24 protein-coding genes are annotated in these 25,243 nt (G+C 67.5%); 6 read left to right on the forward strand and 18 right to left on the reverse strand.

What is annotated here, in order from left to right; all coding sequences use genetic code 11:
• Positions 1 to 107: 107 nt before the first annotated feature.
• A complete protein-coding gene (locus AC3A4T_RS13470; protein WP_487675844.1) occupies positions 108 to 1,121 on the reverse strand; it encodes a KpsF/GutQ family sugar-phosphate isomerase in 1,014 nt (337 codons plus the stop codon).
• A 235-nt stretch (positions 1,122 to 1,356) separates the two neighbouring features.
• Here AC3A4T_RS13470 and AC3A4T_RS13475 point away from each other — a divergent pair, with 235 nt between their 5' ends.
• Together AC3A4T_RS13475 and murA are read left to right on the forward strand one after the other, a co-directional pair.
• A complete protein-coding gene (locus AC3A4T_RS13475; RefSeq protein WP_036102289.1) occupies positions 1,357 to 1,599 on the forward strand; it encodes a BolA family protein in 243 nt (80 codons plus the stop codon).
• A 188-nt stretch (positions 1,600 to 1,787) separates the two neighbouring features.
• Positions 1,788 to 3,044, forward strand: coding sequence for a UDP-N-acetylglucosamine 1-carboxyvinyltransferase (gene murA / locus AC3A4T_RS13480; protein WP_487675845.1), 1,257 nt, complete (start codon positions 1,788 to 1,790; stop codon positions 3,042 to 3,044).
• Positions 3,045 to 3,237: 193 nt separating this feature from the next.
• On the opposite strand, the gene AC3A4T_RS13485 is transcribed toward murA, so the two are convergent.
• The 5 genes from AC3A4T_RS13485 to AC3A4T_RS13505 all read right to left on the reverse strand — a co-directional run bounded on the left by AC3A4T_RS13485 (position 3,238) and on the right by AC3A4T_RS13505 (position 9,430).
• The gene (locus AC3A4T_RS13485) at positions 3,238 to 3,945 is read right to left on the reverse strand and encodes a DUF3108 domain-containing protein (RefSeq protein ID WP_487675846.1); all 708 of its coding nucleotides are present in this window, start codon (positions 3,943 to 3,945) and stop codon (positions 3,238 to 3,240) included.
• Complete coding sequence (locus AC3A4T_RS13490) at positions 3,942 to 4,661, reverse strand: DUF3108 domain-containing protein (protein WP_487675847.1); 720 nt, start codon at positions 4,659 to 4,661, stop codon at positions 3,942 to 3,944. The genes AC3A4T_RS13485 and AC3A4T_RS13490 overlap by 4 nt, the downstream gene beginning before the upstream one ends.
• A gap of 91 nt (positions 4,662 to 4,752) precedes the next feature.
• The gene (purN, locus tag AC3A4T_RS13495; RefSeq protein ID WP_487675848.1) at positions 4,753 to 5,436 is read right to left on the reverse strand and encodes a phosphoribosylglycinamide formyltransferase; all 684 of its coding nucleotides are present in this window, start codon (positions 5,434 to 5,436) and stop codon (positions 4,753 to 4,755) included.
• 194 nt (positions 5,437 to 5,630) lie between these two features.
• The gene (locus AC3A4T_RS13500; protein WP_487675849.1) at positions 5,631 to 7,949 is read right to left on the reverse strand and encodes a TonB-dependent receptor; all 2,319 of its coding nucleotides are present in this window, start codon (positions 7,947 to 7,949) and stop codon (positions 5,631 to 5,633) included.
• Between the two features lie 344 nt (positions 7,950 to 8,293).
• Positions 8,294 to 9,430 (reverse strand): alpha-D-ribose 1-methylphosphonate 5-triphosphate diphosphatase, encoded by a 1,137-nt coding sequence (locus AC3A4T_RS13505; RefSeq protein ID WP_487675850.1) that lies wholly within the window; start codon positions 9,428 to 9,430, stop codon positions 8,294 to 8,296.
• Positions 9,431 to 9,552: 122 nt separating this feature from the next.
• On the opposite strand from AC3A4T_RS13505, the gene phnF reads away from it, so the two are divergent.
• From phnF to AC3A4T_RS13520, 3 genes are all read left to right on the forward strand, one after another.
• Positions 9,553 to 10,404: a phosphonate metabolism transcriptional regulator PhnF gene (gene phnF / locus AC3A4T_RS13510; RefSeq protein WP_487675851.1), complete on the forward strand. Its 852-nt coding sequence runs from the start codon at positions 9,553 to 9,555 to the stop codon at positions 10,402 to 10,404.
• Positions 10,405 to 10,504: 100 nt separating this feature from the next.
• Positions 10,505 to 12,529: a hemopexin repeat-containing protein gene (locus AC3A4T_RS13515; RefSeq protein WP_487675852.1), complete on the forward strand. Its 2,025-nt coding sequence runs from the start codon at positions 10,505 to 10,507 to the stop codon at positions 12,527 to 12,529.
• 273 nt (positions 12,530 to 12,802) lie between these two features.
• Positions 12,803 to 14,926 (forward strand): tetratricopeptide repeat protein, encoded by a 2,124-nt coding sequence (locus tag AC3A4T_RS13520; RefSeq protein WP_487675853.1) that lies wholly within the window; start codon positions 12,803 to 12,805, stop codon positions 14,924 to 14,926.
• An 84-nt stretch (positions 14,927 to 15,010) separates the two neighbouring features.
• Here the strand turns inward: AC3A4T_RS13520 and AC3A4T_RS13525 are convergent, their stop codons facing one another.
• Complete coding sequence (locus AC3A4T_RS13525; RefSeq protein WP_487675854.1) at positions 15,011 to 15,445, reverse strand: hypothetical protein; 435 nt, start codon at positions 15,443 to 15,445, stop codon at positions 15,011 to 15,013.
• Between the two features lie 410 nt (positions 15,446 to 15,855).
• Between AC3A4T_RS13525 and AC3A4T_RS13530 the strand changes: the two genes are divergently transcribed.
• Positions 15,856 to 16,026: a hypothetical protein gene (locus AC3A4T_RS13530; RefSeq protein WP_487675855.1), complete on the forward strand. Its 171-nt coding sequence runs from the start codon at positions 15,856 to 15,858 to the stop codon at positions 16,024 to 16,026.
• 513 nt (positions 16,027 to 16,539) lie between these two features.
• On the opposite strand, the gene AC3A4T_RS13535 is transcribed toward AC3A4T_RS13530, so the two are convergent.
• From AC3A4T_RS13535 to purM, 11 genes are all read right to left on the reverse strand, one after another.
• Positions 16,540 to 17,733, reverse strand: coding sequence for a TIGR03364 family FAD-dependent oxidoreductase (locus tag AC3A4T_RS13535; protein WP_487675856.1), 1,194 nt, complete (start codon positions 17,731 to 17,733; stop codon positions 16,540 to 16,542).
• An 18-nt stretch (positions 17,734 to 17,751) separates the two neighbouring features.
• Positions 17,752 to 19,047 carry a DUF5690 family protein gene (locus AC3A4T_RS13540; RefSeq protein WP_487675857.1) on the reverse strand — a complete coding sequence of 432 codons (1,296 nt, stop codon included), beginning with the start codon at positions 19,045 to 19,047 and terminating at the stop codon, positions 17,752 to 17,754.
• Positions 19,044 to 19,757, reverse strand: coding sequence for an HAD-IA family hydrolase (locus tag AC3A4T_RS13545; RefSeq protein WP_487675858.1), 714 nt, complete (start codon positions 19,755 to 19,757; stop codon positions 19,044 to 19,046). Before AC3A4T_RS13545 ends, AC3A4T_RS13540 begins: the two co-directional genes overlap by 4 nt.
• Before the next feature lie 137 nt (positions 19,758 to 19,894).
• Entirely contained in the window at positions 19,895 to 20,407 is a 513-nt protein-coding gene (locus AC3A4T_RS13550) for a hypothetical protein (RefSeq protein WP_487675859.1), read from the reverse strand.
• Positions 20,404 to 20,850: a hypothetical protein gene (locus tag AC3A4T_RS13555; protein WP_487675860.1), complete on the reverse strand. Its 447-nt coding sequence runs from the start codon at positions 20,848 to 20,850 to the stop codon at positions 20,404 to 20,406. The genes AC3A4T_RS13550 and AC3A4T_RS13555 overlap by 4 nt, the downstream gene beginning before the upstream one ends.
• 182 nt (positions 20,851 to 21,032) lie before the next feature.
• The gene (locus AC3A4T_RS13560) at positions 21,033 to 21,446 is read right to left on the reverse strand and encodes a DUF4259 domain-containing protein (protein WP_487675861.1); all 414 of its coding nucleotides are present in this window, start codon (positions 21,444 to 21,446) and stop codon (positions 21,033 to 21,035) included.
• 68 nt (positions 21,447 to 21,514) lie between these two features.
• Entirely contained in the window at positions 21,515 to 21,928 is a 414-nt protein-coding gene (locus AC3A4T_RS13565) for a hypothetical protein (RefSeq protein ID WP_487675862.1), read from the reverse strand.
• A 90-nt stretch (positions 21,929 to 22,018) separates the two neighbouring features.
• Positions 22,019 to 22,468, reverse strand: a complete 450-nt coding sequence (locus AC3A4T_RS13570) for a hypothetical protein (protein WP_487675863.1) — start codon at positions 22,466 to 22,468, stop codon at positions 22,019 to 22,021.
• A 78-nt stretch (positions 22,469 to 22,546) separates the two neighbouring features.
• Entirely contained in the window at positions 22,547 to 23,023 is a 477-nt protein-coding gene (locus tag AC3A4T_RS13575) for a hypothetical protein (RefSeq protein ID WP_487675864.1), read from the reverse strand.
• A 128-nt stretch (positions 23,024 to 23,151) separates the two neighbouring features.
• A complete protein-coding gene (locus AC3A4T_RS13580; protein ID WP_487675865.1) occupies positions 23,152 to 23,808 on the reverse strand; it encodes a DUF2238 domain-containing protein in 657 nt (218 codons plus the stop codon).
• Between the two features lie 31 nt (positions 23,809 to 23,839).
• Positions 23,840 to 24,907, reverse strand: a complete 1,068-nt coding sequence (purM, locus tag AC3A4T_RS13585) for a phosphoribosylformylglycinamidine cyclo-ligase (RefSeq protein ID WP_487675866.1) — start codon at positions 24,905 to 24,907, stop codon at positions 23,840 to 23,842.
• Between the last annotated feature and the right edge of the window lie 336 nt (positions 24,908 to 25,243).

Consider the following 25,243-nt stretch of genomic DNA (forward strand, 5'->3'; position numbering starts at 1 on the left):
GATTCGGGATTTGGGATTCGAAAGAGCGAAAGCAGATCGAGGGATGCGGGCTGGGCCGAGAGAGCCGCTGTTGCGAATCCCGAATCCCGATTCCCCAATCCCGGCCGTTAAACCACTCTGGCCCGCAACAAGTCGTGAATGTTCAGGGCACCGACCACGCGGCGTTCAGTGTCCACGACCAGCAGGCCGCTGATCTTGTGCGTTTCCATCAGCTGCGCGGCTTCCACCGCGAGCGCGTCGGCACCGATGGTCTTGGGCGAGCGGGTCATGACCTCGTTGATATGGGTCGAGCGCAGATCCACGCCGGGGTCGTCGAGGGTGCGGCGCAAGTCGCCGTCGGTGTACAGGCCGATCAGGCGATGGGCCTCGTCGACCACCGCGGTCATGCCCAGGCGCTTGCGGCTCATTTCGACCAGGGCCTCGCTGACGCTGGCCTCGGCGCCGACCGTGGGCACCTCGTCGCCGGCATGCATGATGTCGGTGATGTGCAGCAGCAGGCGCCGGCCGAGCGCGCCGGCCGGGTGCGAGCGGGCGAAGTCGTCGGCGGTGAAGCCGCGCGCCTCGAGCAGCGCGACCGCGATCGCGTCGCCCATCGCCAGCGAGGCGGTGGTGCTGGAGGTCGGCGCCAGCGCCAGCGGACAGGCCTCGGCCGGGACGCTGACGTCGAGGTGGACGTCGGATTCGCGGGCCAGGGTCGATTGCGGCCGCCCGGTCATGCCGATCACCGCGTTGCCCTGGCGCTTGAGCACCGGCAGCAGCATCAGCACTTCGTCGCTTTCGCCCGAGTAGGACAGGGCCAGGACCACGTCGGTGTCGGTGATCATGCCCAGGTCGCCGTGGCCGGCCTCGCCCGGGTGGACGTAGAACGAGGGCGTGCCGGTCGAGGCCAGGGTCGCGGCGATCTTGCGCGCGATGTGGCCCGACTTGCCCATTCCGGTGCAGACCACGCGGCCTTTGGCGCGCAAAATCAACTTGCAGGCCGCAGTGAAGTCGCCGTCGATACGCGCGGCGACCGCGGCCAGGGCCTGCGCCTCGATCTCGAACACGCGCCGGCCGCTGGTGGCCAGGCCGGCCTCGGTGGCGCCGCTGGGATCGAGCAGGGACGGTGCGGGACTGATCATAGAAATCGCCGTTTCGAAGGTCGCCATTTCGGACCGGAGGGCTTTCCGCTAGGCTAATCCGTCAATTCTAAGCGGTTCGCCCGTCCAGCGCCGTGCCCCACGGCAGATCCGCGTCGGACCGGGGCACCGCCCATTCAGCCGGCTTCCGTCCCGTCCAGCGCGTCTGGGCCGGCCCGGTCGCCGCTCCGCCCACCGTCCGGCCCCGCCGGTCCGTCAGTCCAAAGGCTCCCGATACGTGAACGCCGAAACCATCCGCACCCTGATCGAAAACGGCCTGCCCGGCGCGCAAGCGCGGGTCCAGGGCGACGACGGCGTCCATTTCGAGGCCACGGTCGTGGCCGAAGCCTTCCGCGGCAAGCTGCCGCTGGCCCGCCACCGCTTGGTCTACGCGACCCTGGGCGAGCGCATGGGCGGCGAGATTCATGCCTTGGCGTTGAAGACGTTGACGCCTGAAGAAGCCGGGATTGGGGATTCGTGATTCGGGATTCGCACAGCGGCTCGACCGCTGCCTCGACTTCACCGCGACCTCATTCAATCCGATCGACTCGCTCGTACCATGAGTAGCCGGGATCAGTGATTCGTGATTCGGCTTGCCGAATTCGAATCGTCCGCCCGGCTCTGCTCTGTCCAATCCCTAATCACCAATCTCGAATCCCGGCCCTCAAAATGCAAAAAATCGTGGTCGAAGGCGGCCAGCCGCTCAACGGCGAAGTCCAGATTTCCGGTGCCAAGAACGCCGTCCTGCCGATTCTGTGCGCGACCTTGCTGGCCGACGCGCCGGTGACGATCCGCAACGTGCCGCGACTGCACGACGTGCTGACCACCGCCAAGCTGCTGGGCGAGCTGGGCGCCGGCGTGACCAGCGAGGGCGCGACGATCACGGTCGATCCGACCACGGTCAACAGCCATGTCGCGCCGTACGAACTGGTCAAGACCATGCGCGCCTCGGTGCTGGTGCTCGGCCCGCTGCTGGCCAAGTACGGCCAGGCCGAAGTGTCGCTGCCTGGTGGTTGCGCGATCGGTTCGCGTCCGGTCGACCAGCACATCAAGGGCCTGCAGGCGCTCGGCGCCGAGATCTCGGTCGAAAACGGCTACATCAAGGCCCGCCGCAACGGCCGACTGAAGGGCGCGCGCTTCGTCTTCGACGTGGTGAGCGTGACCGGCACCGAGAACGTGCTCATGGCCGCGGCCCTGGCCGAAGGCACCAGCGTGATCGAGAACGCGGCGATGGAGCCGGAAGTCGTCGATCTGGCCGATTGCCTCAACGCGCTCGGCGCGAACATCGAACACGCCGGCAGCGGCCGGATCATCGTTCATGGCGTGGAAAAACTGCACGGCGGCAGCCACGACGTGCTGCCCGACCGCATCGAAACCGGCACCTTCCTGGTCGCCGCGGCGATGACTGGCGGCCGCGTCACCACCACCCGCAGCCGCGCCGACACGCTCGATTCGGTGTTGGACAAATTGCGCGACGCCGGCGCTGCGATCGAAGTCGACGGCGATCGCATCACCCTGGACATGGGCGGCCGCCGCGCGCGCGCCGTGGACCTGGTGACCGCGCCGTACCCGGCGTTCCCGACCGACATGCAGGCGCAGTTCATGGCGCTCAACTGCATCGCCGAGGGCGTGGGCGTGATCAACGAGACGATCTTCGAAAACCGCTTCATGCACGTCAACGAACTGCTACGCCTGGGCGCCGACATCCGCGTCGACGGCCACACCGCGGTGATCCGCGGCGCCGCCAGGCTCAGCGGCGCGCCGGTGATGGCGACCGACCTGCGCGCCTCGGCCTCGCTGATTTTGGCGGGCCTGGTGGCGCAGGGCGAGACCACGATCGATCGCATTTATCACCTCGATCGCGGTTACGAGAACATCGAGGAGAAGCTGTCGGGATTGGGCGCGAAGATTCGGCGCGTGGGGTGATACCGCGCGATAACCAGCCTGCTGCGTAACATTCCCTCTCCCGCAAGCGGGAGAGGGAGCCTGTAGCTCGCTTGCCCAGGTAAACGCCGATGGCGTCAAGCGAACCTGCGTTTTCGGCAATGAAAAAGCCCCGCGACCGCGGGGCTTTTATTGTTTCTCGCATGCATCGACTACTCGCCGCGACAAGCGCGACTCACCGCACCGCCTGCACCCGCAGATCGATCGCGTCGCTGCCGTTTTCGCGCTGCAAAATGCGCGCCGGCACCGGCATGCCCGGCACGACCCAGGCGATGGTTTCCTTGTCGCCGTTCTTGCTCGAGACCTTGGTCGCCTGCTGCGATTTGCCGCCGACGGTGATCGCTTCCTTGCCGACCACCGTGTAGCTCAGTTGCTTGACCCGGCCGCTCTCGACCATGCGGTAGCTCATCGGCTTGCCGGCGTTGGCGTCGCGCACCAGGGCCAGGTTGACCAGCAACGCGTCGAGGTCGCCGCTCTGCAATTTGATCGGGCCGGCGCGCTCGGGCTTGATGTCGCCGGTCCAGGTCGCCACGCTGCGCGACCAGTCGTAGCTGGCGTTGATCGACTTCTTCTTGGTCAGCACCTTGCTCGAATCGCTGCCGCTGACCGGACGCAACTGGCCGTTGCTGTCCTCGAACACGGTCGACTGCTGCAGATCGGCCAGCGGGCTGGTGATCGACAGGCTGTACTTCCAGCGGTTGCCCTCGGCGGCGACGGTCATGCGGCCGTTGCCCTGCATGCCCATGTAGCTGGCCGAGTAGTCGGCGCTGAACGGCTTGACCGCGAGCGCGGGCGCGCTGACGACGGCCAGGGCCGCGGCGAGCACGGCCAAGCCGGTCTTGAAGGTGCTGACCGTTACGGTGCGGTCGGTGCGGTGGCTCATGATCCGTTGACTCCTTTGTATTCGACCAGGCGCAGATCGTAAGTGTCCTGGCCATCTTCGCGCTGCAGGATGCGCACGGGGGTGGGAACGCCGTCGACCACCCAAATGGATGTTTCCTCGTTGCCGCTCTGCACGCGGTTGACGCGCATCGCGTTGAAGCTCATATCGTCGACCTTGACGCCTTCCAGGTCCTGGCTCACCAGGTATTGATGGGGGCGCAGGCGGCCGGAATCCACGAACCGGTAATTCAGGGTCTTGCCGGGCTGGGCGTCGCGGACCACCGCCAGGTTGATCAGCAGGCCGCTCATGTCGCCGTCCTGCAAGGCGATCGGCTTGCGCCGGTGCTCCTTGATGTCGCCGGTCCATTGCGCGGCATGCTGGGTCCAGTCGTAGGTGCCGGTGATGATCCGCTTGGAGAACAACACCTTGCGCACCATGGTCTGGCTCAACGGCCGGTAGGTTTCGCCGACCAGATCGAACAGCGTGCTCTGCTGCGCGGCCGCGCCGGTCAGGCCCATCATGCCGTGCTCGGCGCGGATGTCGAGGTCGATGCGCCAGTGGCCGCCCTCGGGCTTGACCTGCATGGTCGCGTCGCCGAGCGCCTTGCCGCCGTTGAAGACCTGGTAATTGGCCACGAACGGCTCCAGCGCGAACGCGCTGCCGGGGAGGGCCGCGCCGGTCAGCGTGGCCAAAAGCAAGGGCAGGAGGGACTTCATGACGACGCGGGCGAGTCCTGGGGCGCGCAAGGGCGCAGGGATTAGGAATGCGTGGTGGAACCCGACGTATTCGACGCGCGGGCCGCGGCGTTCAGGCCGCGATGCCGGTCGTTGGATGGGTCAATCGGCCGGCGAAATCTAAACGCAGCGGCGTAAATAGCGGATGACCGTCGAGGGCCACGGTTGCGCCGTGTTCAGCCAGACGGCCGTCGACCGCCAGTCTCATCACCGCCAGCAACAACGGGTGTTCCACACCGAGTACGCGCGCCGACAAGGATTCGGGTGTATCGCTGGCATCGATCGCGACCACGGCGTGTGCGATCACGCCACCGGCATCGAGCTCCGGAATCACGAAATGCACGCTCGCGCCGTGTTCGCGCTCGCCTTCCTCGATTGCCCGCGCATGGGTGTGCAGGCCGCGGAACTTGGGCAGCAGCGAGGGATGGATGTTGAGGGTGCGGCCGCGGAAGCGTTCGACGAAGGCGCCGCCGAGGATGCGCAGGTAGCCGGCGCAGAGGACCCAGTCCGGACGCACCGCCGCGACCGCTTGCGCGAGATCGGCATCGAAGGCGTCGCGATTGGGGTAGGTCTTGGGGCTGGCCGACCAGCGCAACGGCTCGGGCACGCGCTGCAGCGCGGCCGCGCCGGGTTTGTCGGAGAACACGCCGACGACCTCGGCCGCGAGGGTGCCGACGGCGATGGCGTCGAGCACGGCCTGCAGGTTGCTGCCGCGGCCCGATGCGAGGACGGCGATGCGGGGGAGCGGCTGGGGCATGCGGGCCGGGCGATGGGACGGGGCTGCATTTTAGGCGATCTGGGCTGTGCTTATGGTGGCCCTCACCCCAACCCCTCTCCCGCAAGCGGGAGAGGGGCTAAAGGCGGGCGATCGGGTTTTGCGCTTTTCTCCCTCTCCCGCTTGCGGCGACCGAAGGGAGTGCAGGGCTGAGAGGGCCGGGGTGAGGGCCCTCGTCAGAACTTAGCCTCCACCGAAACGAACCACTGCCGCGGCGCACCCGTCAGCAAGGTCTGGAACGTCCCCTTCGGGTCGTAATCGCGAAACCCGTTGCTGCCGAGCGTGGCGATGTAGGTCTTGTCGAGCAGGTTGTAGACATTGAGCCCGACCCGCAGCGATTGAATCTGACCGACATCCTTGCGCTGCCAGCTCACCCCCGCATCCCACAGCCAGAACGCGTCGGTGCCGGCATCGTTGCTGTAGGTGTAGTAACGCTGGCCGGTGTACTTGCCGCCCAGGCGCAGCTCGACTTCGCCCACGCCGTAGCTCACTTCGGTCGCGAACAACTGCTTCGGCGTATCCACCATCTGCTTGCCGCGCACCTCGACCAGCTTGCCGCTGCTGAGGTAATTCGAGCGGTACTGCGAATCGTTGTAGGCGTAACTGGCGAGCCAGCGGAACTGCGCGGTCGGCGTCCACACGAAGGCGAACTCGCCGCCGAGCGTGCGCGCCTTGCCGACGTTGGCGAACTGGTTCGGACAGCTGACCACGCCGGGGCAAGGCACGATCACCAGTTGCCGATCGTCGAAGTTGACGCCGTACAAGGTGGTCGATACCTGGTACTGGTCGTCGCCGTAACGCCAACCCAGTTCCAGAGTCTTCGATTGTTCGGGCTTGGCGCTGGCGCGGCTGAGGTCGAACGAAGCCTGGGTCAGCGACCAGGCGCCGTTGACGCCGGGCCGGAACGCGGCCTGGTTTTCGGCGTAGTTGGCGAACACATCGCTGTGGTCGTTCAAGCTCCAGGCCACGCCGAGCTGCGGCAGGAAGTTGTCGCGTGTGCGCAAGCGTCCGCCGGCGCGGCCGGCGACCACGACGGCGCCGTCGGTGACCACGTCCTGGCCCTTGAAGCCGGCGCTGACGGTCAGGCGCTCATCGAACCAGCGCATCGTGTCCTGCACGAACCACTGCCGGGTGCGGGTGTCGAAGCGCTGGCGGAACAGGCGCTGAGCGAATTCGTTCTGATCGAAGAAACGCTCATCGTTGATCGGCCCGGCGATGTTGACGAAACTGCGGCCGGCGCCGTGCACGCTGTCTTCGAACCACACGCCGCCTTCGAGGGTGTGATGCTCCAGCTGATAGCTCGCACGCGCGTTCACGCCGCTGCGTTCGATGTCGTAACTGGTGATGCGCAGCGCCATCGGAATTGTCGGCGAACTGATGTACGGGGTGAACCAGTGCCCCTGGCCTTCGTTGCGATGGTAATAAGCGGTCGCGTCCACGCGCAGGTTTTCGCTGAGATCGAATTCGCCCGAAATGCTGGCCAGATCGTCATTGCGCAGGCCGCGCGCGAGGTAGTACGCATCGTCCTTGGTGGTCACGCAGCCGCTGAACTTGCCGTTGGCGGCGGCCAGGGCGCGCTGCCAGTCGGGCGCGTAGTTGTCCCAGTCGTAGCCGCAGCGGCGGATCAGGTCCAGGGACAGATCCGGATCGTCGGTTTCATTGCGGCGGGAGGTCGACAACCATGCGGCGATGCGGCCGTTGTCCCATTGATACACGGCCTTGCCGTTGAACTGCCGCTGCTCCTGCACGCCGGCGCCTTTCCAGCGGTCGGCCTGATTGTTCATGCCCGACACGTACGCGCGCAAGCCGTTGTGCTCGCCGGTGTCGACGCGCACGAAGGCGCGCATCGTCGCGTTGTCGCCGTAGGCGAAGTTGGCGCGCGCGCCGAACTGGCTTTGCGGGTCGGAGGAGTGCAGCAGCAGCGCGCCGCCGAGATTGCTGGTCGACGGGATGCGCAGCGCGCCGGCGCCCTGGGCGAGTTCGAGTTCGGCGATGTTCTCCGGCAGGATCGCGCGATTGGGCGACAGGCCGTTGTTGTTGGCGTAGCTGTTGTCGCCGAGCGGGATGTCGTCGAGCGAGTAGCCGAGCTGGTTCTGGGCGAAACCGCGGATCGCGATGCGGTTCGACCATTCGTAGCTGCCCCACGGATCGGACGATACGAAATGCACGCCGGGCAGTTTCTCGAGCACCTTGACCGGGTTGGTGCCGAGCGCGACCGCCTGCAGTTCGGCCTTGCCGATGCGCTGGACCTGACGGGTTTCGCGATGACCGACCACCGAGATCGTGTCGAGCGTGGCCGGGTCGCCGGCGCCGCTGTCGAGCGGCGCGCCGCTGGCGGCGAGGTTGGCGGTGGCGTGGGTGTCGTCGGCTTGGGGCGCGGCGGCATCGGCGTTGGCGGTCGGCGCGGTTGCGGCCTGCGCGATCGGCGCGAGCGTCGTCATCGACAGCGCGGCGAGCAGGGCCAGCGCCAGGGGCGTGCGGATCGGGGTAGTCATCGGGGTCTCGTGCATTGCGCGCCACGGTGCGGCGTGATGACGGCATTACAACGGTCGCAGATGAAGGCTTGCGCGCGCGGGACGGACCGCGTGGCGTACCTGTCTAGTGGGTCGTTCGGGGAGCCGGATTCAGATTGTTTTGAACGACACGATCGGTTCCCTCTCCCGCTTGCGGCGACCGAAGGAAGTGCAGAGCTGAGAGGGCTAGGGTGAGGGTGTACGGGTTGCGGTGGATGCATCGATAGCTTTCGTGCCCTCACCCCAGCCCTCTCAGCTCTGCACTTCCTTCGGTCGCCGCAAGCGGGAGAGGGAGACAAGCGTAGCGGTGCGGGTGATGGCGGATCTCAATACCGCCGCTCACCCCGCACCCAAACCGCGTCGGCCTGCGGCAATCCATCGACCACGCGCACGCGCAGCAAATCCGCGCGCTGCCCCGCCGCGATCTCGCCGCGATCGTCATAACCGATCGCGCGCGCCGGAGTACGCGTGACCATCGCCACCGCGCGCGCCAGGCCGATCGATTCCCAGTTGCCGAGCTGGAACGCCGCCAACAACAAACTGCCGGGCACGTAATCCGACGACAGCGCATCGAGCACGCCCGCGCGGGCGAGGTCGGCCGCGGCGACGTTGCCGCTGTGCGAACCGCCGCGCACCAGGTTCGGTGCGCCGGCCAACACTTGCAGCCCGGCCGCATGCGCGGCGACCGCGGTGGCGAGGTTGACCGGGAATTCGGCGATGCAGGCCTTGGCTTCGACCGCTTCGGCGATGTGGATCAACTCCGAATCGTCGTGGCTCGCCAGCGGCAATCCGAGTTCCAGCGCCAATGCGATCACCCGTCGCCGGTTGCCATCGGCGTGACCGCGCTGCAGATCCTGCAGATGACGCACGCGCGCGTCGAACTGGTCGTCGTCGCGGGTATTGCCGTGACGCGCGCTGTAGGCGCGGTAACGTTCGAGGTCGTGGAACTGGCGCTGGCCCGGGGTGTGATCCATCAACGACAGCAAACGCAGCGCGGGCGTCGCGAGCAAGGGCTGCAAACGCTCGGCCAGATCGGGGCAGGGCAGTTCGCAACGCAGATGCACGGCGTGTTCGATGCGCAGGCTGTCGGCGGCGCGCGCAGCGGCCAGCGCACTCAGCACTTGCAGCGGATCGACCGCCTCCTCGGCGTCCTCTTCGCCGACCGAGATCGCGTTGAGCGCGGTGGTGATGCCGGCGGCGAGCAGTTGCGCGTCGTGCGCGCGCAGCGCGGCGGCGGCCGGCCAATGCGCGCCCGGGCGCGGCAGCAGATGCTTTTCCAGATTGTCGGTGTGCAGCTCGACCAGGCCGGGCAGCAGGTAATCGCCGTCGCAGTCGATCGCCGCGGCGTGGGCGATCCGGCCTTCGCCGATCTCGATGATCGCGCCCTCGGCGATGCGCAGATGGCCATGCACGATCGCGTCGGGCATTACCAGGCGGGCGTTGTCGAGCAACAGGTCGGGCATTGCGGTGGGCGTCCGGTAGCGGAAGGGCGGAATTTGTCATGGCCGTGCAACGCGTACGCGCTCTCATGGCCACGGGTGCGGTACTCGACCTGTCTAGTCAAGCAAGCGCAGATGGAGGTTGTGTGACAGCCACTGGGTTCAAACACACTGAGTTAAAGCAGGCCGGGCTCAAGCAGGGGCGCAATGCCGCGACGGCATCCGTCGATCCGCCCGGTGTCGAGGCGGCGCCCGCCGACCCGATCGAGAACCTCACCCAACGCGACGCCGCGCAACCGCTGTGGCAGCAGATCGAAACCGCCCTGCTCAAGCAGATCCGCTCCGGCGCGCTCAGCGAAGGCGACCGGCTGCCGTCGGCGTTCGATCTGGCCAAGCGCTTCGGGGTCAACCGCCACACCGTGCGGCGCGCGATCGAAGCGCTGGAGGAGCGCGGTTTCCTTCGCACCGAAACCGGCCGCGGCAGTTTCGTCCAGGAGCATCCGTATCACTACCCGATCGGTCGCCGCACGCGATTCGGCAAGGCGATGCACGATCTCAACGTCGAAAGCCGCTACCGCCTGATCGAAACCGGCCTGCAGACGCCGCCGCGCCAGGTCGCGCGCTCGCTGGGACTGATCTCGGGCGAGCGTGTGCATCGCGTGGTCTATTCCAGCGAAGTCGAGGGCCGCACCGTGGATCACAGCGAGGCCTGGTTTCCCGCTACGCGTTTTCCGGGCCTGGACCGGGTGTTCGCCGAGCAGTTGTCGGTGACCCGCACCCTGGCCGAGTTCGGCGTTCACGATTACCTGCGCAAGCACACCTCGGTGATGGCGCGCTTGCCCGGCGCCGAAGTCGCGCGCGTGCTCGGCCAATCGACCCGGCGGCCGGTGCTGTGCGTGCATTCGCTCAATGTCGATGCGCAGGGCGTGCCGGTGCAGTTCGGGGTGACTTCGTTCGCCGGCGACTGGGTGCAGCTGATGGTGATGACCGAAACGTGACAGACAGCGGCCCGGCCGCGCGCGTTGCGCGGTTTGGGTCACATGCGCGCGCGCAAGCGTGGCCTAGGCTCTCGGCTCCTTTCACCGCAGGAGCCTCGCAATGTCCCGTCGCAGTTTGCGTTTCACCACGTTAGCCCTGGCCTGCGCGCTCGCTGCGCCGGCCCTGGCGAAGACGCCCAAGGTGTTGTTCATCGGCACCGACGGTTTTCGCGGCGATGTCTACGGCACGGTCGCCACGCCGAATCTCGATGCATTGGTCGCCGACGGCTACCTTAGCCGCGAAGGCCTCACCGCCGATACCGCTATCAGCGGCACGGGCTGGTCGTCGTTGTTCACCGGCGTGGAGCGCGACAAGCACGGCGTCTACGACAACAGTTTCAGCGGCAAGAACTACGCCGACTGGCCGGACGTTCTGAGCCGGATCGAGCGCATCGCGCCGACCAAGAACACCGCCGCCGCGCTGGCGTGGTCGCCGCTGGCGACGCAGCTACCGTGGACCGGCGTGGACACGGTGTACAACGCCGGCAGCGACGCCAACGTGTTGAGCAAGGCGCTGCAACTGCTCGGCCAGAGCGCCGGTCCGGACGTGTTGTTGCTCGACTTCAACGAACCCGACGGCGCCGGTCATGCCGGCAGCTATTTCAATCGCGATGCGAGCGGTTACACCAATGCGATCCGCGGCGTCGACGCATCGATCGGCAAGCTGATGACCGCGCTGCGCGCGCGGCCGAACTACGCCAACGAAGATTGGCTGATCATCGTCGGCACCGACCACGGCGGTTCGATTCATCACGGTCACAACACGCCGGAAGACCGCAAGACGCTGATCGCCTTCAGCGGCGAGTCGGTGCCCAAGCTCGGCCTGGAGCCGTTGCGGTTGGCGCCACGCCAGGTCGACGTCGCGCCGAGCATCCTCGCGCATCTGGGATTGGCGATTCCCGCGGGTCTGGACGGCCGGCCGATGCAGCGTCCCGCGCGCGAGGCCGCGCCGACGTTCGGGGTCAACCTGCTCGCCAACGGTGACGCGGAATATTCCGTCGGTCGCCAAGATCGCGGCTACGACAGTGACGTGCCGGGCTGGCGCAAGGGCCGCGGCGGACAAGTCGTCGAGTACGCGCGCTATACGTGGTTGCCGGCGCCGCTGACCGGAGGCGGGCGCAATCTGTTTATCGGTCGCGATACCGGCAAGAGCAATACGCTGAGCCAGCGCGTCGATCTGCGTGGTCTGGATCTGACCCAAGCGCGCTTCAAGCTGTCGGCCGACCTAGGCGCCGCCAGCGGCCATCGCGCGCGGGTGCTGCTGCGTTTCTACGATCTGCGCGGGATGGCGAGCTTCGGCGCCGGCGGCACCGGGCATGTGTTCCGCGGCGGCGATTACTACAAGTACGACATCGCCGCCGATCGCGTCGCCAGCGGTTATCCGCAGCCGATCGCCACGCAATGGCCGGGCCTGGATCGGTTCGCCGGCGGCGCGCGCGATCTCGATGCGGTGTTCGAAGCCGGCAACGGCAAGGTGTATTTCTTCAAGGACGCGCAGTACCTGCGTTACGACCTCGCCGCGGGCGCGGCCGATCCGGGTTATCCCTTGCCGATCGCCGGTCATTGGCCGGGCCTGGAGAAATTCGCCGGCGGTGCGCGCGATCTCGACGCGGCGATGTTCGTCAGCCGCACCAAGCTGTATTTGTTCAAGGGCGATCAGTACATCCGCTACAACCTCGACAGCGATCGCGCCGATGCCTATTACCCGGCGTATCTGTCGGAAAGCACCTGGCCGGGCACGGGCTACTGGCCGGCGTACTGGTCGGGCGCGTTGAACTTCGCCAGCGGCAAGTCGTATCTGTTCAAGCCGGGCGAGTATCTGCGTTACGACCGCGTGCTCGATCGCGCCGACGCCGGTTATCCGGCCGCGATCAACGCGTCGAACTGGCCGGGCCTGCAGGCGCTGTACGCCGGCAGCGCGTTCGAACTTGCGCCGGCCGGCGGCAGCGGCGCGCTGCGCAATTACGAGCTCACTGGCGCGGTGCCGAAGGACGCGCAATGGGCCGAGGTCGAAATCCGTTTTGAGCATGCCAATGCGAACGGCGACGCGTTCGCCGATCGGGTCCATCTGAGCCTGGAGCGCTGAGGTCGCGGCGGTCCGGATCGGCTAGATCCGGACCGCCCGCGCAGGCCGTCGCGACTGTGACGGCCTGCGCGGAATGGCCGGTCTGGAGCGGCGGCCAAGGCTGGACCAGCGCAACCCTCGCTTTCGCTCCGCGCCAGGATCGGCAAAGCTGCGCTCTGCGGCAGCCGGGAGCGGGGCGTGGGCGAACACAGGACGAAGCGTTGGGTGGTTGCGGTGTGGGCGGGAAGTTGGTCGTTGGCGGTGGCGGCGATGGGCCCCGCGGCGGGGTCGGACATGGCGCCAGGCGCCGGTGCCGCCGCGCCCGTCGATTCCTCGTCGCGCTGCCTGCCGGCATCCGCGGCGCCACTGCCCGCGCCGGCCGAATGCCAGCGCCGTTTCGGTATCCAGCCCGGTCGCGGCGAGGCCTCGGTGCTGGAAGCGCTGTACGCGCGCAGCATCGAATTCCAGCATCGCAGCGACTTCGTCCAGGCCTCGGCGGCGCTGGATTGCGCCCAGGCGAGCGCTGGCGGCCAGGCCGGCGGCGCGCTCGACTACGAACTGCTGCGCCGTCGCGGAGTGATCGATTACCGCAACGAATGCCAGGTCGAGGCGCTGGCCAAGTTCAAGCAGGCGCTGCAACTGGCCCAGCATCGCGAAGACCGCCCGGCGCAGTCGAAGATCTGGAACAACATCGGCTCGACCCTGCGCCGGCTCGGCGATTACCGCGGCGCGCTGCAGGCGCTGATGTCGAGCCTGGAACTGCAGCGCAGCCTGCCCGAACGCGATTCGGGCCCGGCCTTGAACAACATCGCCGACCTGTACCGCGACTTCGGCGACACCGACGCCGCGGTGCGCCATTACGATCAGGCCCGCGCCGAATTCCTGCGCGCCGGCAACCGCGTCGAAGCCGCGCACGTGCTCGCCAGCCAGGGCGTGCTGGCGCTCGACGCCGGCCAGATCGGCCGCGGCCAGACCTTGCTGGAGCAGGCGCGCGGCGAGCTCGACAAGGCCGGCGACCGCACCTATCTGCTGCGCGTTCACGCCGAACTCGGGCGCGCCGCGATCGCCCGCGGCGACCTGACCCAGGCCAAGCGCTGGACCGACAGCGGTCTGGCGATCGCCGCGCAGGCCGGCACCGCGGTGCCGGCGCCGCTGCAATTGCAGGCCGCGCGCGGCGACCGCCTGCGCGGGCAGGCGCGCGCCGCGCAGGTTCGGGTGCAGGCCGCGCTGGCCGCGTTGGCGCCGCAGGACAGCGACCGGCCCGCGTTGCTGGCCGAACTGGCCGACGACTTCGAGGCCCAGGGCGAATGGCCGCGCGCGCTGGCCGCGTTGCGCGATTCCGAAGCCGCCGCGCGCGCGCTGCGCGAGGCGCGCTACGACCGCGAGATGAAGTGGCTGCAGCTGCGCTTCGAGACCGCCGAACGCGACCGCACCATCGCCGCGCTGGCGACCGAGAACCAGGTCCGCGCGCTGAGCCTGAAGCAGCGAACCCTGGCGCTGTGGCTGACCGTGGTCTCGGCGCTGGCGGCCTTGCTCGGGCTGACCGTGTTCTTCCTGCGCCGCCAGCACCGGGTGCGGGTGGCCGAAGCGGCGCGGCGTGCGCGTCTGGCCGAGGAGGTCGAGTATTACCGCCGCGCCGCCGCCGATCTCGGCGTCGATCGCGCGCGCCTGCAGGCCGCGCTGGACAGCCGCGACGACGCGGTGCTGATCCTGGATGTCGCCGGGCATGTGCTCGCGGCCAATCGCAGCGCCGGTGAATTGCTCCAGCACCCCGGCGCCAGCGCGTTGTCGGGACGCGCGTTCGGCGAACTGCTCGACGAACCGGGCGCGCACCGCTTCGCCCAGGCGCTGGAGCGGCTGGACGAATCCTCAGCCTCGCAGCGCTTCGATTTCCGCCTCGGCGCCCGCCGCGATGCCCTCAGCGCCCAGCTCAGCGAAAGCGGGCAGGGCGAGGGCCTGATCGTGCTGGGTCTCAAGCCGGCCGCTTCGGCCACCGGCGTCGCTTCGGCCGCGGCCGACGGCGCCGAACACGAAGCGCTGAGCGTGGAGCCGCTCAGCGCCGAGCCGCCGGCGCTGGCCGACGACGACGAGCTGCGCCAGTCGTTCCGGCGCGCGCTGGTCGAGCTGATGCTCGCCGTGGTCGAAGCCTGGGAACGCAGCACCGGCCAGGGCCGGCTGGAATTGGCCGAGAAGAGCCGGATCTGGCGGGTCACCGTCGACGACGGCCGCCTGCGCGCGCGTGCTATGGAGCGCTACCTGAGCCTGTCCAAGCTGCCGCGGCAACCGCGTTGGCGCGACGTGCTGCGCTCGGGCTATTACGTGCTGGCCGAATGCAGCCTGGACGAATCGGTGCGCGGCGAACTGCAGCGCCATGTCGACGCCGTGCTGGCCTATACGCGACGCCACGCGCTGGTGTGAGCGTTCCCTGCCCCGACAGCGGTTGACCCACCAGCGGGTGGCGGCGCGGTTTACTCGGTGTTCGCGGGGTCGATTGACCCGCGGTTACGGGCTGCGCGCCGGCAACTTGATCGGACTGCTGGGCGAGGGGAGCCTGCAGATCATGCACACCCCCTGCAGGTCGGGCGTGCCCGGGCCGAAGCTGTAAGCGGTGTGGTGCAACTGCGGGTCGTTATAGCTGGCCGGCGAGGTCACCAGCGCCACGCTGCCCGGCGCGATCTGTTCGCAGTAATCGAACGAACGCTTGGTCGCGACCGACCAATGATCGTCGACGATGCCGCAGCTCTTGGGCGTGCACACGCCGCCGCCGGACTGGCTCTGTTCGGCGTAGGCCATCAGGTCGCGCGAGGTGAAGCTGAACGATCCGACCATCACCATCTGCGCGCCTTCCACGCCGCAGGTGCCGTCGGTGTTGTGCGCGCTCGCGCTGCCGCAGACCAATGCCGCGGCCAGAACCAAACTCTTGAGTGTCGTACGCATGATCGCCCCCTGTGGCGAGTGCATCAGGAGCGGCCAGCCTACGAACCGCGCGCCACCGGGTCCAAGCAATTCACGGGCACAAAGCGGGAACGTTTCGGCACTAATCAGACGCAGGTCCGAATGAGCTGTGATCGGCTTGGCGATCGACCGCGATGACAGGGCCGTGGTGCGGCGAAATCTTCCCGCCGTGTCCCGATTCCGTCCCGGATCGTTCCTCGCAAATCCGCGTGCCAGGGCGGTAAATGGAATGCGTCCCCGTTGCACCGTTCGCCGTGCTTGGCCCCTCCCGGCCGCCGTCGGCCGATGTGGCGACGGGGCATCGTCGACAGGGGCGCGTCGGCGCGCGGGGACCGGGTTCGGTACCCGCGCCGGCCGACGCGGTCGATCCATCTCACGAGGTCGCCATTGCGATGATCCGCCACTGCTTGCTGTCCGCCGCGCTGGTCACCGCCGAAGCCGGCGTGCGCGAATTACGCGAGCGCTACCGTATCGAAGGGTTCAACCGCGAACAGGAACTGCTGATCAAGACCATCGAATCGATGCCCGGCGCGATCGTCGAAGGTCAAGGCGGCGGCCGCTAGCCGCCGGAGATTTCCACCGCATCGCGTCACGAACGGCACGCTCCCGGTCGTGGCGCGGTGCGGCGGATCCGCGGACCCGGCGGCGCGCCGTCGCCGAGGTCGGCAACGAGGTTCAGGTCCGTCGGGCCAGGCGCAGGCGTTCCGTGGCTCCCCTGTGGGCCTCACGGACGGAGGCCGGGCGCCAGTGCGACGGACCGGTAAAGGCATAGGGAAATGCCGCCCGCCCCGCATCGACACGGACGTCGAGGCGGTCGGTAGCGCCGCGCCATGCGCGGCCGCTGGCGGGAAGCGGCTGGTCCGGTTGGGGGAGCCAGCGGACCGGGCGCAGCGGGCTATGGCGGATCAGGACGCCATAGCCCGCGATTGGATGGTTGGGGCCGGGAATGGGGAATCGGGAGTCGGGAATCGGTTAAAGCCGAAGCCGAAGCCGATGCGTCCGAATTCCGACGTCTGTTTCCAGCCGCCAGCGAACCGCTCCTACGATTCCCGACTCCGCATTCCCGATTCCCGGCCTCACCCGGCCGCCAGCGACCCGCTTTTCCGAATCCCGAATCCCGAATCCCGAATCCCGGCCGCATAGCGGCCATCGACGATCTCCTCGGCCAGGCCGAAACTCAACGTCATCCCCAGCCCGCCGCCGCCGACCGCGTTGACGATGGTCACGCCGGGCGCGGCTTGCGCGACGAATTCGCTGCTGCCGTCGGTCAGCTTGGGGTAGATGCCGTGCCAGGTCTGGATCACGCGCGGGTCGGGCAGGCGCGCGAAGCGGGCCAGGTAGTCGAGCACCTTGGTGTTGATGCTGTGTTCGTCGAACGGATCGTGGGTGTGGGCGTAGGCGTGCGAATCGCCGACGGTGATCTCGCCGTGGCCGTTCTGCGCCGCCATCACATGGATGCCCAGTTCGATCAGGTCGCCGAATTGCGCCTCGTAGCGGGCGCGCAGCGGCGCCACGTCGGCGGCTTGCTGGAAACCGGCGTAATGCACCAGCGACAGGCCGCCGCACAGTGCGGCGCCGAGGCGGAAACCGTCGGGTTGCGGCGCCAGACGCATCATCTGCAGCTTGCAACGGGTCAAGGGCGCGGCGGCATACAGTTCCGGATAGAGCTGTTCGAACTCAGGGCCACTGCACACGAACACCTGATCGGCATCGAAACGCCGGGTGCCCGACCAGGCGCGGCCGCTGTCGACCGCGGTCACCGGCGTGCGCCAATGGAACTCGACGCCGTGGCGTTCGTGCAGATACGCCGGGATCGTGCGCAGCGCCTCGCGCGGATCGACGATCATCTCGTCCTGGTTGAACAGCGCGCCGCGCAGGCCCTCGCTAACCAACGCCGGCGAACGCGCCAGCGCCGCATCGCGATCGAGCAGGCTGCACGGCCGCCGCGTGCGATTGGCCTGCGCGTATTGCGCCAGCACGTCCCACTCGTCCTGCGCATAGGCCAGGTGCAGCGAACCGCAGGGGTCGTGCCACAGCCGCGCCTGTTCGATCAGTTCCTGCCAGATCGCGCGCGAACGCAGCGCGCGTTCGTAGGCCGCGCCGTTGGGCACGCCGATCGGCCAGATCATGCCGAAGTTGCGCACCGACGCGCCGACCGCGCGATCAAAGCGCTCCAGCACGGTGACGCGATGGCCGCGCACGGCGAGCGCGCGGGCGATGGACAGGCCGACGATGCCGGCGCCGATGACGAGAGCGGAAGGAGCATTCATGCGATGGCTTCGAAAGACTCAGACGGGCGTGAACGCCGACGCGGCGACGCGACGGGTGACGCGATGATGGAAATACAGGGCGGAGGCGATCAGGCATGCGCCGCCGATCACCGCCAGCGCCAACACGATCTGGGCGAAGAACTGGGTCCACGACAACTGCACGCTGGAAAATTCCTTGGTCAGCAGCACCGCGACGCTGCCCAGATAGCCGAAGGCATCGGACAGGTACATCAGGAAACCGACGTTGCCGGCGACCCGGAAGGTCGCGATCAGACGCTCGTAGAACACGCAGTTGAACGGCACGTAGGCCAGATACAGACCGAAGCCGACCAGCGCCAGCCACCACAACGGCGGCAGCGTGCCGGCGCGGAAGGCGAGCGTGCTGATGCCCGCCACCGCGAGGCCGGCGAACATCAACCCGTGCAGGGCCATCAGGCCGCGCAGATTGTCGCGGAACCAGGTCAGCCCCGCGGTCAAGGCCAATACCGCCACCGCGATCGGCGTTTCGATCAAGGCGAACACGCCGGCATTGCCGCCATAGCCCAGGTCGGCGAACAGCTCGGCTTCGAAGTTGTCGCGAAAATCGCGCACCACGGTCAGCGCGACATAGCAGCCGATCATCAGTACCAGTCCCGGCAGGAAACTGCGCACGAAGGCGAGGCGTTCGGTGCGGCTCATCGGCTGGCGTTCGCTGCGTTCGCGCCGGTCGTCGGCGTCGGGCTCGGGCACGCGTTCGAGAAAATGCACCGCGATCAGCAACAGCGGCAGAAACAGCAGGCCGGTCACGAACGGCATCCAGAATTCATCGACGCCCGACAGCAACAACCACTTGCCGACGCTTTTGACCACGCCCGAGGCCATGATGAAACTCGAGGCGAGGATCGCGCCCATCGCCTCGGTGGTGCGGCGGCCTTCCAGGTAACTGAACACCAAACCCCAGACCATGCCCAGCGGCAGGCCGTTGAGAAACAGGAACGGGATGTTCCAGGGCGCGGGCGTCAGCGCGAACCCCAGCAGCGCCAGCCAGGCGACGCCGATCAGGCTCAGCAGCAGACGCGCGCGGTGTTCACGGCGCAGCCCGCCGATCACGCCGATGCCGACAAACTTGCTGCACATGTAGCCCAGGATCTGCGCGACCACCAGCCAGACTTTGTAGTCGACGCCGAACAATGGATGCCCGGCGAACGACGCGGCCGCGAACGGTTTGCGGAACGCGTACATGCAGGCGTAGGTGACCAGCGCCGCGCCGCCGGCGAGCAGGGTGACCTGCCACTGGCGCGCGCGTTCGCTGGACGGAGCGCGCAGCGCGTTCATGCCGCGGCGTGGCGGGTGTCGCGACCGGGCTGATCCAGGCCCGACCCATCCAGCCCCAGCAGGGCCGGCAGTTCGAACAAGCCGTCGATGATGCGGTCGGGCGCGTACGGCTCGAGTTCGGCGCGGGTGAACGCGCCGGTGGTGACCGCGACCACCAGGCCGACCTGGGCCGCGCGGCCTTCGCCGATATCGACTTCGGTATCGCCGATCTTCACCACCTGGGCCGGATCGTCGATGCGCAGGCGCTGCATCAGCGCGTGGATCATGTCCGGCGCAGGCCGGCCTTGCGCGACTTCATCGCTGGCGATCAGCGCATCGATGCGCCGCGACCACTGCAGACGCTCGACGATGGCATCGGCGATGTCGCGCGAAAACCCGGTGTTCAGCGCGACCTGGATGCCGTTCGCGCGCAGCACCGCGAACACCGACTCGGCGCCGGGCAGCGGCTCGATGCCGGGCCATTCGCGATAGCACACCAGCATGCGCTGGACGAAGTCGGCATGGATCGGCGCGATCCGCGGGTCATCGGCCTGTGTGCCGAGCAGACGCGCGATCGCCAGCGGCTTGGGATAGCCCATCAGCGGCCGGCAGGCCTCGTGATCGATGGGGTGGCCGGCGGCGCTCATCGCGCCGACGAAGGCCTGGGCGACGAAGCCGGGGTCCGACACGGTGGTGCCGGCGATATCGAACAGGGCAAGGCGGAAGGTCATCGCGGCGGGACGCACTGGGGAACAGGCGTCCAGCATGGGCGGCGTGCGCAACCCGGTTATTACAGCGCGGGGACAAGTGGGTGAACCTGTCTAGTGCCTCGGCTGCTTGCCGCCTCGCGGTGAAGCCGGGTCCGGATTCACCAAATTATCTCGAAATACCAGTTGCCGCCGGCGGGTGAGTACGCCGTTCTCCAGTCTTTGCGGTTCGGCGCGCGCTGGAAATCGTCAAGGCTGGCCAGCAGAGGGGAGGGCGGTACCTCGCGCCAGGTCGCCAGAACCCGCCAACCGCGGTTGGCCATGCCCCAGGAGGCCAGCGCCAGCCGGACTTCACCGTCTTCGGATGCGAGGATGCGCTTGACATCCACTTCGTCCATCAGCTGGCGGTAGGCATCGGCGCGTATCTCGGACAAGCCGACCTCTTGCGCGCTACGAAAACTCATTTCGCCCTGCTTCTTGAATTCGTCGCCGTAGTCCAGGATGTCGGCCAGGCCATCTTCCTGAACCATTTTCCGCAGCGTTTCGTAGGTCCCTCGCTCGCGCTCGAAGCGTTCCGACAGCGCTTGCTGGGTGGGTGGCGGCGAGAAACAGCCGGTCATGCACAGCAGCGCGAACGACAGAAGGATCGTGACGAAGGGCCTGGAAACATTCATTGCCGTAAGCCCGCTATCTGCGACGACATCCCAACTTCGCCGTGCGACAAGGTGAACAGATCGGAAGAGGGGGAGGCTTTCAGGCAAGCGCTCACCGCCTGGGTCAACCACAGTCCGCCGTTGTCGTCATCGAGCACGCTGGGTTGGAAACGCTGCATCAAGTCGCTCGCGACTTCCAACGCCAAGCGCGCATTCTCGCCATGCCGCGCGGACAGGCAAAAGGCGCTACGGGGCGTGCCGCCGAGCAAGGCCACCAGCGCTTCGCGTTCGGCGGATTCGTACTCGGCAAGCTGTTCTTCTTCCGAGTAGCGCTCGAAATAGCAATATCGTTCACCCGAGCGGATGGTTTCGCTCGAGCCATCGCGATTGAATTCGAAGGCTCGGACCGCGTCTTCGATCTGTTCGGAATTGGCCTGCCCGAAATAAAGGATTACTGAGTCCATTGACGGCTCCGTTTTCTGGCCAGGATCGCCATGCGATCCGTTTCGCGGCCGCCGCAGAACAACTTCGTCTGATCGAAGAGCGTCGGGGTTGAAGCCCCTCCCACAAAAGACCTCAAGCCATTTCGCGGAAATCCAAGACGATGCGGATGCGGCGAAGTCGGGCATCGACGATGCCCGTCGCATCAAAACGCCAAACGCGCCCGCAACTGCGTCACATCGTCGGTCCATGCCGCGTAGTCGTCGCTTTCCTCCCACAATTCGCGCAGTTCCGAATGCGGGCCGAGGATGCGGTCGATCGCGCCGAGCGCGTCGGCGATCAGCGCCGCATCGGGCGACGGACGCATCTTCGAGATCCAGATCATCAGCTCTTCCTGCTTGCGCGCCGCGCCCGAGGGCCGGCCGATCGCGGCGGCGATCAGTTCGCTCGCGGCCAGCGCCGCGGACGCCAGGGGCGCGTCCACTTCCTCATCCGGTTCGAGCTCCAGCACCGCGGCGATGGTTTCGCGTACCAGCGCCAGGCTCTGGTGATCGCTCAGTTCGTCCAGCCAGTCGGCCGCGTCGTCGTTGTCGAATGTGGTGAAACCCCAAGCGCCCATCGTGTAATCCTCTCTATGAATAATGCGTTCCGCCCTCGGCGGAAGGTGAAGCGGTGATCGTTACCGGCTCAGGTTCGCCCCGCGAACATCGCTTTCACCGACGGCCGGTTTAACACGATCAGGGTGAAAACGCCCAGCGCGGTGCCGAATGGAATCTGCATGCACGACACCGCGGCGACGACGATGCACAGGGTCAGGCTGCGCCGCTGGCTCAGGCGTCGCGCGGCCATCAAGGTCAGGATGCCGCCGACGATTCCGATGAACAGCATCGCCACCGCCAGACCCAGCAGCACCCAGCCCGATGCGGTGTCCTGGGTCGCGGTATCGGCCGGCAGCGTGCCGTTGAGCAGGCCGATGCCCATGAACGCATACAGCGCGCCGACCAGCAGCGGCAGCAGATTGAAGGCGGAGAAAACGTAATACAGGATGCTCAGCGTCCGCAGTTGCGACGCGTCGCGCGGGTCTTCGATCGTCATCGTCATCGGTTCATGGCTCGTGGGGATCGAAACGTTCATAGGAAGGGGCGAGTCGCTGTCGATGCGCGGCATCAGCCGGCCGCGCGCCGTCGCTCATCAGGCCCGCTCGCCGAACAACGCGCGCACCGACGGACGATTGAGCACGATCAGGGTGAACACGCCCAGCGCGGTGCCGAACGGAATCGACAGGCAGGTCACCGCGGCGACGATCTGGCAGAACTTGTGGCCGCGGCGTTGGCGCAGGCGCTGGCCGACCATGAAGTGCAGCACCGCGAACAGCAGGCACAGCACGGTAAGGAAGACGAAAAAGCCGATGACCATCGGTAGCATGGCATCCATGTCGGCATTGGGGCCGCTGTCCGGCGCGGCGCTGAACACCGCGCCCATCAGCACGCCATAGAAACCCATCAGCAACACCGAAAACGCATTCAGTCCGGCGAACACGTAGTAGAAAATCGCCAGGATCTGCAGATGCGAGGCATCGTCGGGGTTGGCGGCGGGCGGCGGCGAATACGGTTGCGACGAAACGGACTGGTAGTCGGACATCACGGGATCCCCTGGGTTGGATGCGGTGGTTGAAGTGTCGGCGGCGTTCGCGCCGCCGATCGGGATGCGGATCGGGAGTTACTTCGCGCCAGCGGGCGCGGGTTCGAACAAGGCCTTGATCGGCGCCTTGGTCAGCACGACCAGGGCGAACACGCCCAGCGCCGTGCCGAACGGCATCGACAGGCAACTGACGGCGCTGGCGACCAGGCAGAACAGATAGCCGCGCCGTTGCCGCAGCCTGCGCGCGACCATCAGGAACAGCACCGCCAGGATCATGCCGAAGCCGATCAGCGATATCGCCACGGCGACGAACAACCAGCCGACCAGCGCGGCGTCGTGCGCCGACCGTTCGGATTGCGCCGGCAGGGTGAGCATGCCGATGCCGGCGACCAGATGGATCACCGGAAACAGCGCGAACACTGCGGTGATGCCGGCGAGGACGTAGTAGAGAATCCCGATCGTGTCGAGATGGGCGAGGTCCTGCGCGGACGGCGCGGCGACCGCTGCCGTGGAAGGCGGCGTGGACGGCTCGGTGGCGATGGGGGCGTGGTCCATGACGCGGTGGATCTCCTGTGAGGCGCGTTGCGGGCGCGCGGTCCGGGCCTGGAGCCGGCCGCGCTACTCGCGGACATGCTGCGCCAAGCCGCGGCGTGCGTCGAGTCAGGCCGGCATGGCCGGCGGGTTCAGCGGCGGCCGCGCGGCCACGCCGCCAGCGAACCCAGGGTGGCCAGGAACATGTCGGTGTGCGCGTCCCAGATATCGCCCTGCTGGCCGTTGTAGGACTCCGCGTCCTCCGGCGACATGGTCAGCGCGATGGCCCATTCGATCCATTCGTAGATCAGGCTGGTGCACATGATCGCGGCGACCGCGAGCACGAAGGCCTGACGCGGCGACAGCGCCGGCCAGCGTTGCCGGAAGTACTCGCGCACCGCCGGCGCGAAACACACGCCATAGAGGAAATGGATCAGCCGGTCGAAGTGATTGCGTTCGAAACCGAACGCCTGGTCCAGCGACCAGCCGCCGGTCAGCCACTGGATCCACTGATCGTAGGGCACGTACGAATACAGCCAGCGCGCGGCCACGCAGTGCGCGGTCATGAACATGCAGATCGCGACGAAGTGGCCGTCGCGCAGCGGCCAGCGGCGATCGTGCCGCCACAGCCAGATCAGCCCGACCACGGTCAGCACGCTGTGCATGGCCTGCTCGAACGGGCTCTTGGGCGCGATCCAGCTGACGGCGAAGACCGTCAGGACGACGCTGAGAGCGAGTTTTTTCGCAGGAGTGAGTCTGGAGGAGTGAGAAACGAGTGGAGCGGTTGCGTCGCCAGCGCGTTTACTCACTTCTCACTCCTGTGAACTCGTTTCTGCTTCATCAGCCAATGTGGACGCGCTCGCCGTCGCCGCCGTGCGCCACGACTTCGCCGATGCGCCAATGCGACAGGCCCAGGCGGGCCAGGTCGGCCTGGGTCGCGGCGACCGCGTCCTCGGGCACCACCAGCACGAAGCCGATGCCGCAGTTGAAGGTGCGCCACATTTCCTCGCGCGGCACCGCGCCTTCGCGTTGCAGCCAGTCGAACACCGGCGGCAGTTGCCAGGTCGCGGTGCGGATGTCGAGGCCGAGCCCGGCCGGGATCACCCGGATGATGTTCTCGGTCAGGCCGCCGCCGGTGATGTGGGCCATGGCGTGGATGCGGTGCTCGCCGCCGTTGGCGCGCAGCAGTTCCAGGATCGGCTTGACGTACAGCGCGGTCGGCTCCATCAGCGCGTCGATCAGGCGCACGCCGCCGACGGCGACGTCGCCCGGACGGCCGGCGCGGTCGAAGATCCGGCGGATCAGCGAATAGCCGTTGGAATGCGGGCCGCTGGAGGCGATGCCGATCAGCACGTCGCCCTTGTTCACGCGCGCGCCGTCGAGGATCTGCGACTTCTCGACCGCGCCGACGGTGAAGCCGGCCAGGTCGTATTCGCCCGGCGGATACATGTCGGGCATCTCGGCGGTTTCGCCGCCGATCAGCGCGCAGCCGGCCAGTTCGCAGCCGCGCGCGATGCCGCCGACCACCGCGACCGTGGTGTCCACGTCGAGCTTGCCGGTGGCGAAGTAATCCAGGAAGAACAGCGGCTCGGCGCCCTGCACCAGCACGTCGTTGACGCACATGCCGACCAGATCGATGCCGATAGTGTCGTGACGGCCCAACTGCTGGGCCAGCTTGAGCTTGGTGCCGACGCCGTCGGTGCCCGAGACCAGCACCGGCTCGCGGTACTTGCCGGACAGGTCGAACAGGGCGCCGAAGCCGCCCAGGCCGCCCATCACCTCGGGTCGGAAGCTGCGCTTGACCAGCGGCTTGATGCGTTCGACCACCTCGTTGCCGGCGTCGATATCGACGCCCGCGTCGCGGTAGGTCAGCGGCTTGGGGGTGGTGTCGGAAGAAGATGCGGTCACGGCGGCCCCGGCGGTCGCGGAAGGAAACGAGAGATTTTAGCAGGCAACCGCAGCCCGGCCGTCACACCCGCCCGGTCGTTTCAGACGCCGGAACCCATCCGGCTCGCTCCAACCCCGTCCGGCAGGCCCAAACGCCCCCAAGATTCGCGAATGCCCCGGATCTATTTCAATAGAGACGAGCCCAGCAACGCCCGGGCAGGTGAACCGGACTTTCGCGCAATCCCGCCCCCATCGCCGCGTCCATACGCCGCCCATTCGGCCGTTCAGGCATGCGAATGGACGCGCCGACGCCACTGCGGCACCATTTCGGACCTTGAGCACCGTCGGCGTCGCGCA

Source organism: Lysobacter sp. Soil_N_51 (assembly GCF_057655755.1).

Excerpts from the sequence above, each read along its gene's own strand:
- murA (WP_487675845.1), top strand. The coding sequence starts at position 1,788 with ATGCAAAAAATCGTGGTCGAAGGCGGCCAGCCGCTCAACGGCGAAGTC.
- AC3A4T_RS13520 (WP_487675853.1), top strand. The coding sequence starts at position 12,803 with ATGGCGCCAGGCGCCGGTGCCGCCGCGCCCGTCGATTCCTCGTCGCGC.
- AC3A4T_RS13525 (WP_487675854.1), bottom strand. The coding sequence starts at position 15,445 with ATGCGTACGACACTCAAGAGTTTGGTTCTGGCCGCGGCATTGGTCTGC.
- AC3A4T_RS13505 (WP_487675850.1), bottom strand. The coding sequence starts at position 9,430 with ATGCCCGACCTGTTGCTCGACAACGCCCGCCTGGTAATGCCCGACGCG.
- AC3A4T_RS13500 (WP_487675849.1), bottom strand. The coding sequence starts at position 7,949 with ATGACTACCCCGATCCGCACGCCCCTGGCGCTGGCCCTGCTCGCCGCG.
- AC3A4T_RS13485 (WP_487675846.1), bottom strand. The coding sequence starts at position 3,945 with ATGAGCCACCGCACCGACCGCACCGTAACGGTCAGCACCTTCAAGACC.
- AC3A4T_RS13470 (WP_487675844.1), bottom strand. The coding sequence starts at position 1,121 with ATGATCAGTCCCGCACCGTCCCTGCTCGATCCCAGCGGCGCCACCGAG.
- AC3A4T_RS13555 (WP_487675860.1), bottom strand. The coding sequence starts at position 20,850 with ATGGACTCAGTAATCCTTTATTTCGGGCAGGCCAATTCCGAACAGATC.
- AC3A4T_RS13535 (WP_487675856.1), bottom strand. The coding sequence starts at position 17,733 with ATGAATGCTCCTTCCGCTCTCGTCATCGGCGCCGGCATCGTCGGCCTG.
- AC3A4T_RS13570 (WP_487675863.1), bottom strand. The coding sequence starts at position 22,468 with ATGTCCGACTACCAGTCCGTTTCGTCGCAACCGTATTCGCCGCCGCCC.
- AC3A4T_RS13545 (WP_487675858.1), bottom strand. The coding sequence starts at position 19,757 with ATGACCTTCCGCCTTGCCCTGTTCGATATCGCCGGCACCACCGTGTCG.
- AC3A4T_RS13575 (WP_487675864.1), bottom strand. The coding sequence starts at position 23,023 with ATGGACCACGCCCCCATCGCCACCGAGCCGTCCACGCCGCCTTCCACG.
- AC3A4T_RS13530 (WP_487675855.1), top strand. The coding sequence starts at position 15,856 with ATGATCCGCCACTGCTTGCTGTCCGCCGCGCTGGTCACCGCCGAAGCC.
- AC3A4T_RS13515 (WP_487675852.1), top strand. The coding sequence starts at position 10,505 with ATGTCCCGTCGCAGTTTGCGTTTCACCACGTTAGCCCTGGCCTGCGCG.
- AC3A4T_RS13540 (WP_487675857.1), bottom strand. The coding sequence starts at position 19,047 with ATGAACGCGCTGCGCGCTCCGTCCAGCGAACGCGCGCGCCAGTGGCAG.
- AC3A4T_RS13550 (WP_487675859.1), bottom strand. The coding sequence starts at position 20,407 with ATGAATGTTTCCAGGCCCTTCGTCACGATCCTTCTGTCGTTCGCGCTG.
- AC3A4T_RS13490 (WP_487675847.1), bottom strand. The coding sequence starts at position 4,661 with ATGAAGTCCCTCCTGCCCTTGCTTTTGGCCACGCTGACCGGCGCGGCC.
- purN (WP_487675848.1), bottom strand. The coding sequence starts at position 5,436 with ATGCCCCAGCCGCTCCCCCGCATCGCCGTCCTCGCATCGGGCCGCGGC.
- AC3A4T_RS13565 (WP_487675862.1), bottom strand. The coding sequence starts at position 21,928 with ATGACGATGACGATCGAAGACCCGCGCGACGCGTCGCAACTGCGGACG.
- AC3A4T_RS13560 (WP_487675861.1), bottom strand. The coding sequence starts at position 21,446 with ATGGGCGCTTGGGGTTTCACCACATTCGACAACGACGACGCGGCCGAC.